Annotated in this window: 11 protein-coding genes and 1 pseudogene; 3 read left to right on the forward strand and 9 right to left on the reverse strand. The window is 56.9% G+C overall.

Annotated features, from left to right (window positions below):
• Window positions 1-13: 13 nt before the first annotated feature.
• The 5 genes from NKI24_RS24820 to NKI24_RS24840 all read right to left on the reverse strand — a co-directional run bounded on the left by NKI24_RS24820 (window position 14) and on the right by NKI24_RS24840 (window position 5961).
• The gene (locus NKI24_RS24820) at window positions 14-1351 is read right to left on the reverse strand and encodes a ComEC/Rec2 family competence protein (RefSeq protein WP_352749122.1); all 1338 of its coding nucleotides are present in this window, start codon (window positions 1349-1351) and stop codon (window positions 14-16) included.
• Window positions 1333-3267 carry a gluzincin family metallopeptidase gene (locus NKI24_RS24825; RefSeq protein WP_352749125.1) on the reverse strand — a complete coding sequence of 645 codons (1935 nt, stop codon included), beginning with the start codon at window positions 3265-3267 and terminating at the stop codon, window positions 1333-1335. The genes NKI24_RS24820 and NKI24_RS24825 overlap by 19 nt, the downstream gene beginning before the upstream one ends.
• Before the next feature lie 70 nt (window positions 3268-3337).
• Complete coding sequence (locus NKI24_RS24830; protein WP_352749127.1) at window positions 3338-4546, reverse strand: T6SS phospholipase effector Tle1-like catalytic domain-containing protein; 1209 nt, start codon at window positions 4544-4546, stop codon at window positions 3338-3340.
• A 565-nt stretch (window positions 4547-5111) separates the two neighbouring features.
• Window positions 5112-5447: a hypothetical protein gene (locus NKI24_RS24835; protein ID WP_352693688.1), complete on the reverse strand. Its 336-nt coding sequence runs from the start codon at window positions 5445-5447 to the stop codon at window positions 5112-5114.
• Window positions 5448-5709: 262 nt separating this feature from the next.
• On the reverse strand, window positions 5710-5961 hold the full coding sequence (locus NKI24_RS24840; protein ID WP_352749130.1) for a DUF982 domain-containing protein: 252 nt from the start codon (window positions 5959-5961) through the stop codon (window positions 5710-5712).
• A 294-nt stretch (window positions 5962-6255) separates the two neighbouring features.
• Here NKI24_RS24840 and NKI24_RS24845 point away from each other — a divergent pair, with 294 nt between their 5' ends.
• The 3 genes from NKI24_RS24845 (at window position 6256) to NKI24_RS24855 (ending at window position 7315) form a co-directional block, all read left to right on the forward strand.
• The gene (locus tag NKI24_RS24845; protein WP_352749133.1) at window positions 6256-6495 is read left to right on the forward strand and encodes a hypothetical protein; all 240 of its coding nucleotides are present in this window, start codon (window positions 6256-6258) and stop codon (window positions 6493-6495) included.
• An 84-nt stretch (window positions 6496-6579) separates the two neighbouring features.
• Window positions 6580-6891 carry a hypothetical protein gene (locus tag NKI24_RS24850; protein WP_352749136.1) on the forward strand — a complete coding sequence of 104 codons (312 nt, stop codon included), beginning with the start codon at window positions 6580-6582 and terminating at the stop codon, window positions 6889-6891.
• On the forward strand, window positions 6863-7315 hold the full coding sequence (locus tag NKI24_RS24855; protein ID WP_352749139.1) for a Shedu immune nuclease family protein: 453 nt from the start codon (window positions 6863-6865) through the stop codon (window positions 7313-7315). The genes NKI24_RS24850 and NKI24_RS24855 overlap by 29 nt, the downstream gene beginning before the upstream one ends.
• Before the next feature lie 139 nt (window positions 7316-7454).
• Here the strand turns inward: NKI24_RS24855 and NKI24_RS24860 are convergent, their stop codons facing one another.
• From NKI24_RS24860 to NKI24_RS24875, 4 genes and pseudogenes are all read right to left on the reverse strand, one after another.
• Window positions 7455-8114 (reverse strand): hypothetical protein, encoded by a 660-nt coding sequence (locus tag NKI24_RS24860; protein WP_352749142.1) that lies wholly within the window; start codon window positions 8112-8114, stop codon window positions 7455-7457.
• 172 nt (window positions 8115-8286) lie between these two features.
• On the reverse strand, window positions 8287-10122 hold the full coding sequence (locus tag NKI24_RS24865) for a hypothetical protein (RefSeq protein ID WP_352749193.1): 1836 nt from the start codon (window positions 10120-10122) through the stop codon (window positions 8287-8289).
• A gap of 455 nt (window positions 10123-10577) precedes the next feature.
• Window positions 10578-11408: pseudogene (locus tag NKI24_RS24870) on the reverse strand (T6SS phospholipase effector Tle1-like catalytic domain-containing protein); the annotation flags it as partial.
• Window positions 11409-11500: 92 nt separating this feature from the next.
• A complete protein-coding gene (locus tag NKI24_RS24875) occupies window positions 11501-14839 on the reverse strand; it encodes a DEAD/DEAH box helicase (protein WP_352749144.1) in 3339 nt (1112 codons plus the stop codon).
• Between the last annotated feature and the right edge of the window lie 249 nt (window positions 14840-15088).

Genomic DNA, 15088 nt, shown 5'->3' on the forward strand with positions numbered 1-15088 from the left:
GCTGGAGTTGCATTCAGCTGAAGGCCACATCAATAAAGCCCTTTCCCTCCCTAATTCGTTCGAAGTCGGTGCGTAGGGGCTGGGCTTTATCGAGCCATTCCCGTTCATATGTGTCAAAGTCAACTGGGTCCTTCGGTTTGAAATTTTTGAGATCAGGCTTGTAAATCCGCGTATCGCCAACGCGCCGCGCGATTTCCGTCATCAGCAGCCCGCGCGGAATCGTGCGATATTTCCCACGTTCGGTCGACACAACCGCTATTGCTTTCGACTGCTGGCCGGCCGCCGGTACCGGCAGGATTGAATCCAGGATCGCAGTCGCTTCGCTGGGCTTTCCTTTGCCCATGTCCCAAGGTGTGCTGTTTTCACTACCATGATGGCCTATCTTGAGGAAGTCGACGGCTTTGCCGAGCAGATCTTGGCGCTCGTTCCACATCACATTCCACGAGCCGTTCATCTTGCTCTCTTTGAAGTCGCCATGCCATTCGGCGTCGCCGACAAACAGCAAGCGCTTCTTGTTCCATTCGATCAGCAACACAATGCTGGAGTTGTTTTTCAGCGTGCCATCCAGTTCCGCGAATGCCAGTGCGTTCGACTGCATGCGGGCGCGAAGGGCACGAAAAGAGGCTGGGCTGATATTGCGTGGCAAAGGTGGCTCTTGCGCTTCTTCTGTGACATCGAACTCTTTTTCCGCGTCGAATGCGGCCGCTCCCAGCACGCCCTTTAATGTTCGCTGAGCGGTCGCGCCGAGATAGAAACGATCGAAATCAGCCTCCGGGCCAAGGATGTTGATTTTCGTCTTATGGAGTTCAATGCCATGCGTTTCATTGGTTTCGCCGGCGTGGACATAGGTCGGCTCCCCGCCATCGAGCAGCGTCTTGCGCAAGGTCTGCATGGCGCCTTTGTTGTCGATCTGGAAAACTGACAAGAGCTCGCTTGCGCGAGGGCTGAGACTGGGGCCAAGTGCTGCAAGCCCCCGCATGGCCTGCTCAGCGACCCCTCTAATCTTGCGGGTCTTTCCCGCCTGCGGATGTTTGGGATCCATTGCGCAATTCATCCAAACCCCGCCGACCTTCATGTTACCGAATAGCTTGGGATCGAAGCCCGCTATGTGATCCTTGTGTTCATGCGTGACAACGACAAGATCGAGCCGCTTTTTTCCGTCCTGTGCGTCTGGCAACTCGCTCTCGAGCTGTTTCATCGCCGCGGCAAGATACTTCTCTTCGCTCCAGGTGCCGCAGTCGATCAGCATATGGAAGGCGTCTTCCTTTTTGTCGGTCTTGCCGGGGATGCGGACATAAATGCAGTCGCCCAGACCGACATCGTAGAGGCGGATCAGGAGCTCATTTGCCATCTAAGCGCTCCCAGGCTGGAATCATCGTCATCGTAAACATGAAAGTGCGGTGAGAGTTCAAACCGAACTGAGCCGTCAACTTCGCGCGCGATCAGCGGCGGTGTAAGGCTTCCAACGAGACCTTCGGGGCCGGCGAGTTCCTCACCAACCATCCCCTCGTCGATGCGCCTGACCAGCGCGTCGAGATACTCCTGCTTGCGCTGCTTGCCAGCCTCTAGTTCAGCTAAGGCTGCCTGCTCGGTACCAAAGAGCTTTTTCCCTGCTTTCACCTTCTCCATAGCCACGCTTGCGGTGGCAAAGGGTTCGCTGCCTGGCTTGCGCGCCCAATAAAGCAGGCTGCCATTTACGTCGAAGACCATCGTCCCGCCACAGAGGAGACTGGTCGTCTTGCCATTAAAGGAGCCAAACTGCGTGCCCACCAACGCCAAATCCTCGCGCCACAAATATTGGAGGATGATCTGTTTGGGCTGGAAGAGGCCCGGGCCGACCATTTTCTCGGAGGTGAAGACCTCATCGACGATGATGTCGATATGGTCGGGAATGGAGAGCTTGTCGCGGTTGTCATCGAGATAACGATAGGCAGCGGCACGCGAACTCCCGATGAGCTCCGGGTCGTGCGTAATTGTTCCTGGCATCCGATCGTACAAGGGCGCGCGCACCAGCAAGTCGGTCCTCTCCTCTGCGGTCATGATCTCGCGGTGGACGAAAATATCGGCGATCATCTCGCGATAGTTGTTGGGGTCGGTTGGATTTGCGATCGCGAGGTTGCGTAAGACAGCCCGCGCATAGTCGTTGAACGTAACCTCGACTGGCGGCAAAAGATCGAGCGCCTGGATAGCAATTATCTGCATCTGAGCGACGGCATACTGTAACGATTGAGCCGGTGTGTGTGTCTCCCCGTCGCTGCGCTCTCGCTTGAGATATTGCTCGGTCAACGCAACGAAGATGTCGAACATGGCTCCGGTCATCACCTCCGAGAGCACGTGAGGTTCGATCTCATCCTTGTATTTGCCCAGCAAATGATCATTGGCCGCGCTACGAAGGTATGGTTGTCCTGACACGGCGTTGCCGAACTCAGTGGCGACCGATGCGATGAGTTCGTCGCCGGATTTCGTCTTCAAGTGGCCCTTGGTCCGGACCGCAAGCTCCTTGCGGAATGAATTGTTCCGCAACGTCATCAAGATTGCGGTCAGGTCACCAAGGAATTCGTGAAAGGCACCCGTCTGCGGCGAGACCGCTTCCAGAAGATAAGGCCGAATGCCATCCAGCAGTGCATGACCAAACTCGTGATTGACGATATCGCTGGACAAGCAGGTGTGAATGCGCTGACCGCGGTCATCGTCAAAATAGTAGAACTGCAGTGATTTGCTCTCTCGGTCGTAGTAGGCGTTTGCACCGTAACCGGCATTCGGCGTGACCAGAAGCCGATTGCCTTCGAACGCCCAGGATATGCGCCGGCCGAGCCCGCTTGGGCTCTCGAAGAAATCAAGTGTGCTTTGCAAAATTGCCCAGGTGCTGACCTGGCGGAAGTGAGCGGTTTCTTTCAGAACTTTATCGACCTTGCAGCCCTTAGGATCGAGAAAAACCTTCTCGCCGACGCTCCATTTCGCCGGTTCTTCCAGCGTATTTGTGGTGCTGTCGTAATCAACAATAGCGAACCTCGCGCTTGTCGGGCCATCGCCAATGCGCGGCTCCCAAGGCACATAAAAATCGTCATCGATTTCCAGGCCGGGATTCTGCTTCGCGACAAGGGGATCCTTGTAATATGTGTCGAAGCGAACCTTGAGGCCGAGCTTCTTTTGCGTCGCCCCATCCAGAAACCGCCGGGAGGCATAGACATCTCGCGTCTCAGCAGGCGAAAGGCTCACCGCTACAGCCTTTTCGCCCTTCTTAACGGGACTGCTCTTTTTCGCCATCTGCATCCCCCTCGAATGACTGCGAATCGGCCCTGCAATTGTGAACTTGAAGATATCACGGCTGCCTGCGCTAGCTGCCGGCTTCTTTAGCCAACCGATCTTTCATGAGGTCACCATAAGGCTCAACATCGAATGCCGTTGGAAAATTCTCAGGCTTATATGCCGAGATGGCCGCCTTCCGATCCAGAACCGACTGATGAACAAACGGCCGCGGCTCCAGTCGCTCGATCGTGCGAGGCTCGGCCTGCGGAAGATAGAAACCGAGCGCCGATTTTCGCTTCCATTCACGCCATTTGGCCGATTTTGGAATCCACTCGAGCGGCTTCCAGCCCCAGGTCATTGAATCGTGCACGGTCCCAAGTGGATTGGGGCTGACGAAGTTCATCTTCCCCTCACCCTCTCCTGTTCCGAAGACGAGGCGCTCCCGCATCCGAGAATTGATCTGCAATCCAAATGCCGTGGCTTCATCAATCATCCAGTCGAGCGGAAATTTAGAGATAGCGCTGTCCTCTTCAGGATAGCCACTACCGACATCCGAATGACATCCGGCGAACCAGACTTGCCTGATATCTTGCTGGTTTGCCGGCGCAGTTTTGTCGAAAGGATTTTCGACGAACGGCTGCGGCTCGACCCACCGGTTCAGGCGGAACATGCGACGATGCTCATCGATCGCAATCGCATGGCGAAAGACCTCGACACTCGGATTGGTCCTTGTATGCGGCAGTGTCAGAAGCTGTGGCAGAAGTCGGTCTCGTCGCGGCACGATGACCGACGCCACCGTGTCCCATACACCAAGAAATTTGATGCGAGCGTCTCGGGCTCCTGAGACCTTAGAAAAGTGCCAGGCAACGCTGAGATCGTGCTCATCGCTGGCTTGCTTGTAAGAGCTCACGGCATACTGGACGATGTTGAGCTGATCCGGTTGCAGCAGGCCGATCATGTGGATCAAGCCCGCAACAGCTCGAGCTGTGTAGGCTCCTCGGCTGAAGCCAAAGAGGAAAATTGCGTCCCCTTCTGCGTAGTGTCGGCAGATGAATGCGTAGGCACTGGCGATTTCAGCATCGAGCCCATACCCGGTCGCAAGCTCAAACACAGATTTGGTGTTTTGTCGCCAGCGGGCCCAGGCGTCGCTGGCCCCGATCGTGCCTATGCCAGCGTCGTAGTAGACGCGCTGTTCCTCGCTCTTCTTCAGGATGCGGAACAGCTTCAAAACGTTCGAAAGATTGCGCTCGATCTGATTTCCCGTACCGTCGCAGCAGACAACGATGTTTTTCCCCACCTTGTTTTACGCTCCCCCACTGATGCATCTAGACTAAACTGGACGATTTTGAACCTGTATCGTCTAGCACGGTTTTTCGGTCGGACCTTCCTCGAAGCAGTCTAAATCTCCGTTTTAGGTTCGCGTTTCCTGCGGATACGGGCCGCAGGTCGGAAGCATACCGCGAATTGAAGTGCGACAATTGTTGCGCTCCTCTAGGATTCTGTAATCCGAATCACTGAGTGTAAGTTATTTCGTGGACAGCAACACCGGCATGGACATCCAAAAGGCGATTTCTAGCCTCCTCAATCCGTCGAAGCTAGGCGCGCACGTCGCCTGCGCCGTCGCGCACGACGCGCCATGCGAAGACGACGGGCCACGGACCGCACTACTCCATGTGCGTTTCAAGGAGGACGAACCGCAGATCGATGCCCTAGCGGAGTTTCTGTGGGGCCAGTGCATGTACTACGCCCTGCCGCGAAAGGGGCGGCTTGAGTACACGGCGGCGATCGAGAAGGATTTCACACTGATCGCCCGGTGCATCAGGCTGTCCGGGCGGCGCCTGGTGAAGCACTGCCGGCCCTTTTCAGCCTCTGGCGTCCGCCTTGGCCATCCGGGACCGAATAGTCTCCTTGCCGTCAGCGAGCTCTCCCGGAGGCGCCGGAGGAGCACGTAAAGGAATGCCAGCTAGCGCATGCCCCTGATGAACGTGGCCGCGCAGCTCATTGACGATCGCCATGTATGCGCCGAGCGGGATCGCGTCGAAAACCTCGAGCACGGCGGCCATGCCCCGCTCCACTAGGTCCGGACAGGCCAGCAGCAAGTCAGAGACGGCCGTCAGGCTGCTTTCTTCGATGAGCGCGTGGTTGGCCGCGGCCCTCAGCCAAGACACACAGGACCAACCGTGCATGCTCAGCGCCATGATTGTCGATCAGCCGGCGGATGGAGCCGACGGCGCGCGTCTAGCTTTCTTCGGATAGCGGCCCTTGGGGACGATCTCTACGTCGAACTCGCCACAGAGCGCGTCAACTCGCGGGTGACGTAGAGTGCAGATCCGCGGCTCCAGCCTTCTCGCGCAAGCATTCGGCGTCTCCGCATGATCGAGGCACGATGTTTGCACAAATGTAACGGCCGCTGCAAGAGTGATGCACGATGGACAGTGGTGGGCACGCGTTGACGAGACGTCAAGCGTTCAGGATTTTCGCTTCCTTGGCGGCGCTGAGAAATGCCACGCGCGCTATCTCCGGTGCGCTGCCGCCGCCGAGCACCTTTATGCACGCCATGCGAGCCTGGATGCGGCGCCCGGTTTCTCCAATGGGCCAGCGGTAAAGCAGCATTTCGGCGGCTTCGCGGGTGCTCGAAACACTGACTTTGCCCGAGGACAGCAAAACGGTCACGGGCTCTTCGAACGTGCCGACGTCTCGTTCGCAGGTCATATGCTGGTCTCCTTTCGCAACCTCCCCAAGACCTTACGGGTGAACCCTCCGTTCCGTTGCGTCACGTTTGTCCCGGTGGGCGAACATTCTGTGAGGATGGGAGCTCGTCCAGAGCGCGGGCTTGATCGCTCAGACTGGACTCGCCAACGCGTTGCGGTTCTCAACAGCGAGAACCGTCCTTATCGCACGGGCCACTTGCCGGCGCAGGCATCCGCAGACGGAAGTCAATACTCATTTCTGGGGATGGAAATCTCGCGTGCAGATCGGCGAAGCTGGGCAACAGGAGTGAACGTCATGACCGTTATTGCCCATAGCATTGCCAGCGACCCCCACGGAACATGGCGGGTTGTCTTCTTGCCTGAAGAGCTGCATCTCTACGTGGAGTTCAATCGGCCAGGCGCCGGCACGAATCCCGTCGACTGGATGAGTCTCGACGACTTCCCTGCACGGCGCCCAAAAGATGCTCTCCACCAGCGGGCGCGCGACAGACTGGTCTCGCTTATTTGCAAGGCGCTTGGGGCCTGTCCCGGCTGACGCCCAACCGTTCTATCGACTTGGGAAATAGCCTGTACTTCTATCCAAAGGCGATGGGGGAAAGCGCTATGGGCAGGCGGAAGAATGATCGCGGTTTTGGCCGCGGCTCTGGTGATTACCGGTTGCCAGAACAGCGGGTACTTGCTGAAAACATACAGCGCTTCTGTCGCGCGCAAGCACGTCGTCCAGACCGCTGGCGGTTCATTCTGGGTCTTCGATCGTCCGGACCTTGGCAAGATCATGACGTTCGCCGCGGTTCGCACGGTCATGCGATCGGTCGACGAGATCGTGCGTGACGACCCAGTCCAGCTATTCGAGGCTGAGCGAGAAGATCGAGGGCGTTTCATTGCAAATACTGATCGAGAGCATGTCGAAGGAGATGCTGAGCCGGCATAAGGAAGGGTTTTGGCAGGCTTATTTCTTCGAGAACCCATTCGTCCTCAAGGTTCTCTTCGGGCTGCCGGTGGTCATGTACACATCACAGGCCTCGGTCGGCCGCATGGGGCCTGGGCGCACCGGAGAGAAGTATGCCGACTACCTCCTCGAGGCCGGCATGTCAGGCAACCTCGCCATCGTCGAGATCAAGACGACCGAGACGCCGTTGCTAACCGAACTCGACCAGCAGCGGTCATTCGAAATTTTCCGCGGCAGTCAGCGGGATGTGCTGGTCATCACCTTCAGAGAGCTTCTCGCGAAACTGAAGGCGTTGCACGAATTCCTGATAACGAAACCAGGGTCGCAAAACCTTCTTGAGTTCTTGAGTTCGACGACCCTTTTCATTTTTGTCGCCAATAGGTGTGGTCCGCCCGTTGCCGACTAGGGCAGCCGTGGCCGTCGCATCGATGACGATGGCCGCTGTAGGTACGCGCGGTTCGCCACCCTGCACGCCGCACCCGACAACCCGCGCCCGAGTTGTCTGCACGATCGTTGTTAGCAGCAGGATTCTGGGGTCGTTCCTACTATCCAGCAACCATGCCACCAGCCATCGACTCCTCGCTTGCAGCCTTGGCGACAAGGGTGACTTCGATCTTTGGTTTGCCCGGAAGTCTGTCGGAGTTGGGTTCGCCTAACCGGCCTCGAAAGATTGCCGATAGGAACCATTGCCAGCTCATCATATCTAAATCAAACGGCTTCCTGGTCCCCAATGATCGAACGGCCACCGCTGGCACAACTTGAATCCCATTGGTGCTCGAATAAATGAGCAGGAAGGATTCGGTTGTATGGGCGAGCATTTTGTTCAGCTGCTTCGTCAGGCGCGCATGATCACCGGACGTCATCGACCGCGTGGGCTCGAGCTTCTTAGCCTGTATGACAGTGGTGGTTTTGATCTGCCACTGCGGTTCATCGCAACTAAACTTTATAAAGACATCGGCTCCATGCTCTGCTTCATCTCGCTTTTTCGTAAGCTGAGCCCTCAGCTCGATCCCATGCCTACTTTTCGCGAGGCCTGTTCGAGAGACAGCCATAGCCGAATTCACTAAAGCGCCAAAAAGAGCCCCGGTGGTCGACTCTTCATCTGGCCAATCGTCCGTAAAGGATTCGGAAAATAGTCTATGCGACCTAGCGCCTAAATCGAATGCAAGGTCGTGCAACGCTTTCTGGAATTGGCTCGCATCCATCGAGTAAGTCCTGTTCAAGTCCAACCAGCCCATACGTGTCCGCCATCTTCGTGGAGACGCTCACCTCCAGATCAGTCGGCATTTCATTCGTCAGATAGAACGTCCAAAAGGAGTTGTTGCCGATATGCGGCGGCAATTCTCACACAAAGGTGGAATGTTCGGTGTACAAGAGCTAAAGGTCATCCCCATCCGCCACAACGGCAAAGCTGGCGCCCAATGAGAAACAATCGGCGCGCGCACCCAACAGCAAAGCATCGAGTTGCTGCATACGCCTTACTGCCGCGTCGGTCGGCTTTCCATCATCCATCTTCTTGCGTATAGCGTTGAAAACCGAGCGGCGGACGCGCGGCTGAAACACGACCACCTTTTTACTGAGGTTGAATCCGAGGCCCTTAAGGACCTGCAGAAACGCCTTTCGGTCTTTTTGTCTCTCGCCCTTGTACCAGACCGCATCTTTGAGCACGCCCGTCGCGTTGGCGCTCAGCTTGCTTTGAAGCAGCCCCCTGTCAATGTGGCGAAGGTTCTTTACCGCCTGGCCAACGACGACTTCGTAATCGGATACGGAGAGATCGCGCTTGGCATTCGCCGAACCACTTCCTTTGACATGAATAAGCGTTAGCCCGGGCGGGCTAACGCTGTCGTCGAGATGGATGAAGTCAGCGGACTCCATTGCTCCATCATCACAGACCAGCCAGCCGGTCGGCTTGCCCCTTACATCCATGTTCGGCCAGTGCCGGGCCACCAGGCCGAACAGGGACTTGTCTTCAGCCTTGCCGATGTCCTCGACCGCAAAGCGCCTTCCGACCAGAGGTTTCTCGTTCTTGAAGATGGTCTTGTCGCGATCCATGCGGACCCATTCCCAATCCTCGAACCGAGCATCCCGGAGTCGCGTCTCATAGAACAAGCCGCGCGAATATGTGTGGCCGGTGTCGAAGTAGATCGTCAGGTTTTCCGGGCCTTCACAGATCTTCAGAAGTGCCTTCTCGACCTCATGTCCGTCGAAGCCATCGATCTTGCGCGACTTCAATCTCGCATCCGATTCGGACGTGGGCTCGAACTCGTAGGCCAGCCGGCCGAGCTTCGCGTCTGCCCAGAAGACGTCGGCTTCAAAGTTTGGGCTGCCAGCCGCGGTGGTTATCTCAAAACGAGCCGCATCGCCAAACTGTTGAAGCCACCGCGATTCACCATCAACGTCTGCTCCATTTCCATCACTGGCCTGCTCGGGCACGATGAAGGCGATGTCATAGGGCCGCTCGATCCCTTTCAGATCGACTGAGGGCGAGGCCAAAATCGGCAGCGGCGTGCCCGACCTCCCCTCATCGTCCATATGCTTTGCCGCGCGTGCAAAAATCGCGTCGACCAATCCCGTGAAATCATCCCAGGACTTCGTGGGTCCGATCCAAAGCCGGGCGCCACCAGGGCTGGCGCCAACGACCGTCGGCCTCTCGCCCTCCGCCAGCGGCATCGTGCTTCTCACCGAGCTGAAGTAGTAGGATTGGTCGCCCAAGGGATCGAGGGATGTTTCCAATTCCAAACCCGCAAGGACCTTCGAATCGGCCTTTATGACGGTTCGCCGCTGGGTGCCGCTCAACCACAGCGTCCGCACCTGCGTTTCCACAAACGCCTTGTTGATCTGCGTAGCAGACAAGCGCTCGACTTCAGACAATGCCCCTTTTGCAGTCGACCCGAACTTCCTGGCGACGGCGGCCCTGAGCCCGTTGTCGGAGAAAAGAAACGCATACAGGCTGCCACGCTGCGCGACGATCACGAGATGATTCAGGATGTCTGTAACGCCATCTCCGGTAAACCAGCTCGGCGGCCGTTTCTCGACATAATGAACCCATTCGAAAATCGTCCCGTCCTTCTCGACAAGAGGATTTTCGGCGGCAATGAACCGTGGACGGTCGAGATCTTTCCTGTCCGCGATCTCTTTGGAGACGTCACGAATACCATCGATGAGATCGCCGGGGGTCGGCGATTTTCCGGCCTTTGCCTTGCAGAGCGACACCGACAAATACGGGGCGCATTGATCAAATGAAACGGCCACTGCGATACCTCAAACAGCCAGGAAGAAGCGCGACATAGCAATGTTATAGAACTTGCGAAGCTAACATAGCTCAGAGCTTCTACCCTCTTACTCCGCAAAAACTCTTCTGGCATGTTTGGCAGAGGCCCCCCGCTCTTAGCACGGTCAATTACAGATTGATGAATGCGAGCGCCGGACGGTATCGAGCGGCGAGCGAAGAAAGGAATGATCAGCCTCCCTCTCTGCGATACCCCGTCGCCCTTTCGTCGCCACTGAGGAATGAACTCCAGCAGACTCCATGCCCAGGTCATCGAATTGTGCTGGCTGGCGTGCGGATCCGGCGCAACGTAGGTCTTGTCGGGATTCTGGCCCAAGACGAGATCGTTGACGGTCTGGGTCCTGTAGAACAGTCCTGTGGGTCGGGTCTGTTCAATCATCCATTGCAGCGCAATTTTGGTCAGGCCGCTTTCGGCCTCAGGATAGCCGCCACCGACATCACCGTGGACGCCGGCGAACCATACCTCGCGGACGTCCTGAGGTTTGGCTGCGGCCTTGTTGAACGGGTTGCCCCAGTAATCCTTTCCTTGCGGCCATAGCCGCGGCCGGAACATCGTGCGGCGCTCGTCGATCGCAACAGCATGGCGCACACTTTCGACGCTCCAGTTTCGCTTGGTAAAGGCATGGGAACGCAGCCGAGGTCCATAGCGACCGTGCTCAATGGCGGAGGCGACCGTGTCGAAAAGGCCAAGCAGACGGATCGGCGGACGGTCCGGCGCGAGAATGCGTTCGTAGAGCCTGACTTCTCCGAATTTGTCTTCGCCATTCTCGCCGATTCCCTTGTAGGCTCGATAGGCATAGTCGAGAAGATTCAGATTTCGTTTCTCGATCAGACCGACAGCATGGACGAATCCTGCGAGCACACATGCTGAATACGCGCCCCTGCTGAAGCCGAATATGTAGATGCTGTCTCGGGAACTCTGGCCCCCTCCTCCATCTCGCCCGTCATCATAGTTTTCTACCAGAAACCGGTAAGCTTCCTTGACGTTGTGATCCAGACCCCATCCGGTGACCAGACCCCAGACTTCAACGGCCTTCCTCCAGAACCGCAGCCATGCATTTTCGGCTCCGAAGGTGCCTACACCAGGATCGTAATAGACAAGCTGTCGATCGCTTTTCTCCAGCGTTCCGTACAGCCGCAGGATATTGCTTCGGTCGGCAGAGATCTCGTTAGAGGTTCCGTCGAGCAGAATAACGATGTTTTTCGGCATGGTTGCTCCTGCTCAAAAAGAACGGAACGATTAGACTTACATGCTGACTTTCCGTTCAGCCATTCTCCCAATAGACCGAGCATTCCATATATCTAAGTGCTGCTCCAGAAGCTAAGGCTGATATTGTACGTTTGATGGAGATAGGCCTGTACCGAGCCCAGAATGGGGAGATGCTCCCTGGTCGCCTTTGCCTTTGAGTAGCCTGGCTGGACAAGCGTCATGCTGAACCGTGCCACGAGGTCCCGTCGGTTGGTCAACCAGTCGTCGAGCATCGAACGATCCCCCACGATGAATCGGGTTTGTTGGCCAGCCTTTTGTCGGTTCTCCTCCTGCCGACGGAGCCTCTGCAAGAACTTGCTCCGCGGATCGGCCCATCGAACCGCCTTCATTGCCTGTCCGCATATTTCATAGAGGTCGGCCACACGAGCGCCGGGCTTCTCCTCCGAGGAGAACTTGCAATGGTACAGCGCGACGTCCAGGAAACGTCCCTGTCTGCGAACTGCAACGACGTCCGCCACCTCGCCTGAGGCGTCGCCGTCGAAGATGAGATCGTAGGAAGGATCCACCGCCAGCAATCTGGCTATGGTTGCGTTCTGCACCGTTCCCACCCGTCGGGATGGACCCTGCGACTCCTGCCTGATATCGACGCCCTCCCAGGAGAGGGCTTCCATCGTCGTCACATCGAAGAGGGGTTTGTCATCTCCAGGCGCGGATGCCAAATCGGCGCCGATCAACATGTCACCATCGGTGAATCGTATTGCAGGTGGATCTTCCCGAAACAGATCGAGGATATCTCGCGTACGCTTCCCCCTAGTGATGCTTACTAGGGCATCGGTGCGACGAAGAAACGTAGCGACGCCATCGCGGATGTTGGCCTCGAACTCTGCTGACAATCCGGCACTGCGGAGCCGAAACAGCACGGGGACACCTGTCTCAAAAGCTGAGATCTCGAGATCACACTCCGACAATGGCACGGGCTGCTCGCCGAAAGAAATGTCCGTGCGATCCTCATCCGATATTGAGAGGCCTTCTGGCCAATCGATCGAAATAGGTATCTTCCCGGCCGGAAATTCTTGCTGGCGCTTGGGGCGAAGTACGTTGCGCAGAACCACGTCGGTGTTGATCGACTCGTCAGCGATCTTCGGGCCGATCGACTGGCACCATCTGATCCAGTCGTCCGGGGAGACAGTGCCCTCTTGGGACCAGATCTTGCCCTTCGTGGAGCATCCAATGCTCCTTTTCCCTGCCTGGAGTTCGTCGACGTCGTCGCCGGCATAGACCGGCTCATCAACATATCCGGTACCGAATAGATTGGTTTTAATCCTCGATCTGTTCTCAACAGTTAGCTCGAGCTGTTCAGTGATATCGATACCTGTAGATAGTTGAAACCGGATCGGCTTCACCTGCGTTTCCTTGACGCCTAGGTTAGTCAGCATCACCCGCCTGAACCCGTGGAGCACGCGGAAGACGGATTCGCCTTGCAATAGTTCGACGTCAGTCCCGCACAGAAGCTTGGCGACGGCGATTACGAGACCGTCTTCCGGATAGCTGTGCACATAGAGCAGTTCCTTTTCCTGATCCCAGTGGGCCATCACCAGATTGTAAACGATGTTGGTCGGCTCCTTGACGCGGGTCCAGCGGAGACCGTCCTCGTGGCGGGTGACCGCCATTACAAGCCGCAGTTCGTTATTAACGATGGGGCCCTCGACCAGTCCGACGGAGGGTGTCTCGATCCGTTCCAATGCCTGCGGATCCCAGAGGTCGCAATGGGTTCTAAAGACGTGCGTGTTGAGCTTAGGCGTGACGGTTTCGACAGGAATGGCTTCGAAATCTGCATCGAGGCCTGTGTAGAGTTCTTCACGTCGTCGCTGATGCTCGACGCGGTTTTCGCTTCCGGTCTCTAAAAGCGTGTTCCAATCGGCGTCCTCCTTGTAGAGCGCGTTGAGCCATTCCTTTGGATCTTCGAGCGAAACCCCCGCGATAACAGTGGCATCGCCAAGCCCCGTTTCGGCACGAGTGAACCGCCCGATGAATTGCAAAGTCACCGCCTCGCTGTGATGGCGATCATGAAGGCCTGCGATCTTGAGACGAGGAAGGTCGAAGCCTTCTCCGAGCATATCGACGCAAACTATGATGCGGATTGCTCCGCTGCGCAGCCTCTGCAATGCGTCCTCGCGTTGGCTCGCCGGCATCTTGCTGTGGACCAACTCTGCGGCATGTCGTGGCAGGTGCTTGCGATAAAGGTCGAGAAGGCCCTGCGCCCTGTCGATGGTGCTGGTGCGTGCCATCGCCAGATGGTCGAGCCCCTCACGCAGATCCCTGTCGAGCGCCTCGCCTACCTGCCGGATGATCGACAGGTCAGCCCAAACGGGGTCGGCTTCCATAACAGGGATATAATGGACAGGACGAAACAGGTGCTGCTCGCGGGCACGACGCAGCGGATAGACGAATATGAATTTCCCATCCACGCGCTTGTTGTCGTTCCGGTAGGGCGTCGCGGTGAACTGCACGATAGAGCGCTTCTGCCGCATGAAATGGGCTTTGAAGGCCTTCCACGTCGCCGCACCTAGGTGATGTGCCTCGTCGACGAAGAGATGCGTGACATGCGTTGCGATACGATCCTTCAGCTCGACCGGCAGTCGAGAGACGGACTGCATAGTTGCGACTACGACCTGCGCACGGCCGAAGATCGCATCGACTTCTTCGAGAGAAGTGGGCGCCTTCTTGAGGGTAGCGACAATAGGATAGAGGGCAGTCTCCTTCAGCAGGCCGAACTTCTTCAGCACTCCGAGGTTGATGAACTTCTCGCTAATCTGAGTGCGCAACTGGTCGGATGGGACGATGACAAGAAGCTTGTCGACATCTGTCGACACGAAGACACTGAGCATGGTTTCCGTCTTGCCCGTCCCTGTGGGCATCACAAGCGTAGAAGGGGCATCCGACACGACCCAATGCGCCTTAATCGCGTGAATGGCACCGATCTGTGGCGGTCGAAAACCCATTACGACGCGAAGATCACCTTCGTATTCCTCCTCCCTCAGCGAAAGAGCATCGTTCCAAGTCGCTCGGATGGCTTTGTGCCGCTCCGGGAAATCTTCGAGGGATATCTTTGTCGGCTCCAGAGGAGCGGGCTTTTGCCAGCGCACCGAGGGGCGGGATAGAATTTCCTGAATCGATGAGACCGGCGCCACTTCATCGATTCGAACGATCTGATCGTAGCTCGAAGGAGGCTTCAACCCCCGTCGCAACAGGACGAGGTTCGGTCGCTCGACTACATCGCCGAAATAGCCTTTTGTATTGGCATCTAGGGCGACGTTGCACTCTGTCTGAGCTGAATCAAGCTGCCGGACGAGATTCCCTGCGACACGACCACGTATCAGATATCTCTCAGGCAGTGTTATAGAAACCCGCTGAGTAAACAGATCGGCCAAATAACACCCCTCGACGTTGAGCGCAGTATATCCCGATTCTCTCCGCATTTAAGGGGACTTCAAGGTTTCCACTGCGAATACGACGGATCGCCCGGGCCTACAGTAGCGAAGTGGCGATTCCGATTTGCTCAGCACGATTATTCAACGAGAGACATAAAGCGCCGCGTTGTCCGTCGTGAACAACCTCGTTTGCAGACGGGCGGCTTCTTGGCATCCGAAAGACGGGAGCCGACATTCAGCTAGCTCGAA

The organism is Mesorhizobium sp. M0701, assembly GCF_040320365.1.
Taxonomy (GTDB): domain Bacteria; phylum Pseudomonadota; class Alphaproteobacteria; order Rhizobiales; family Rhizobiaceae; genus Mesorhizobium.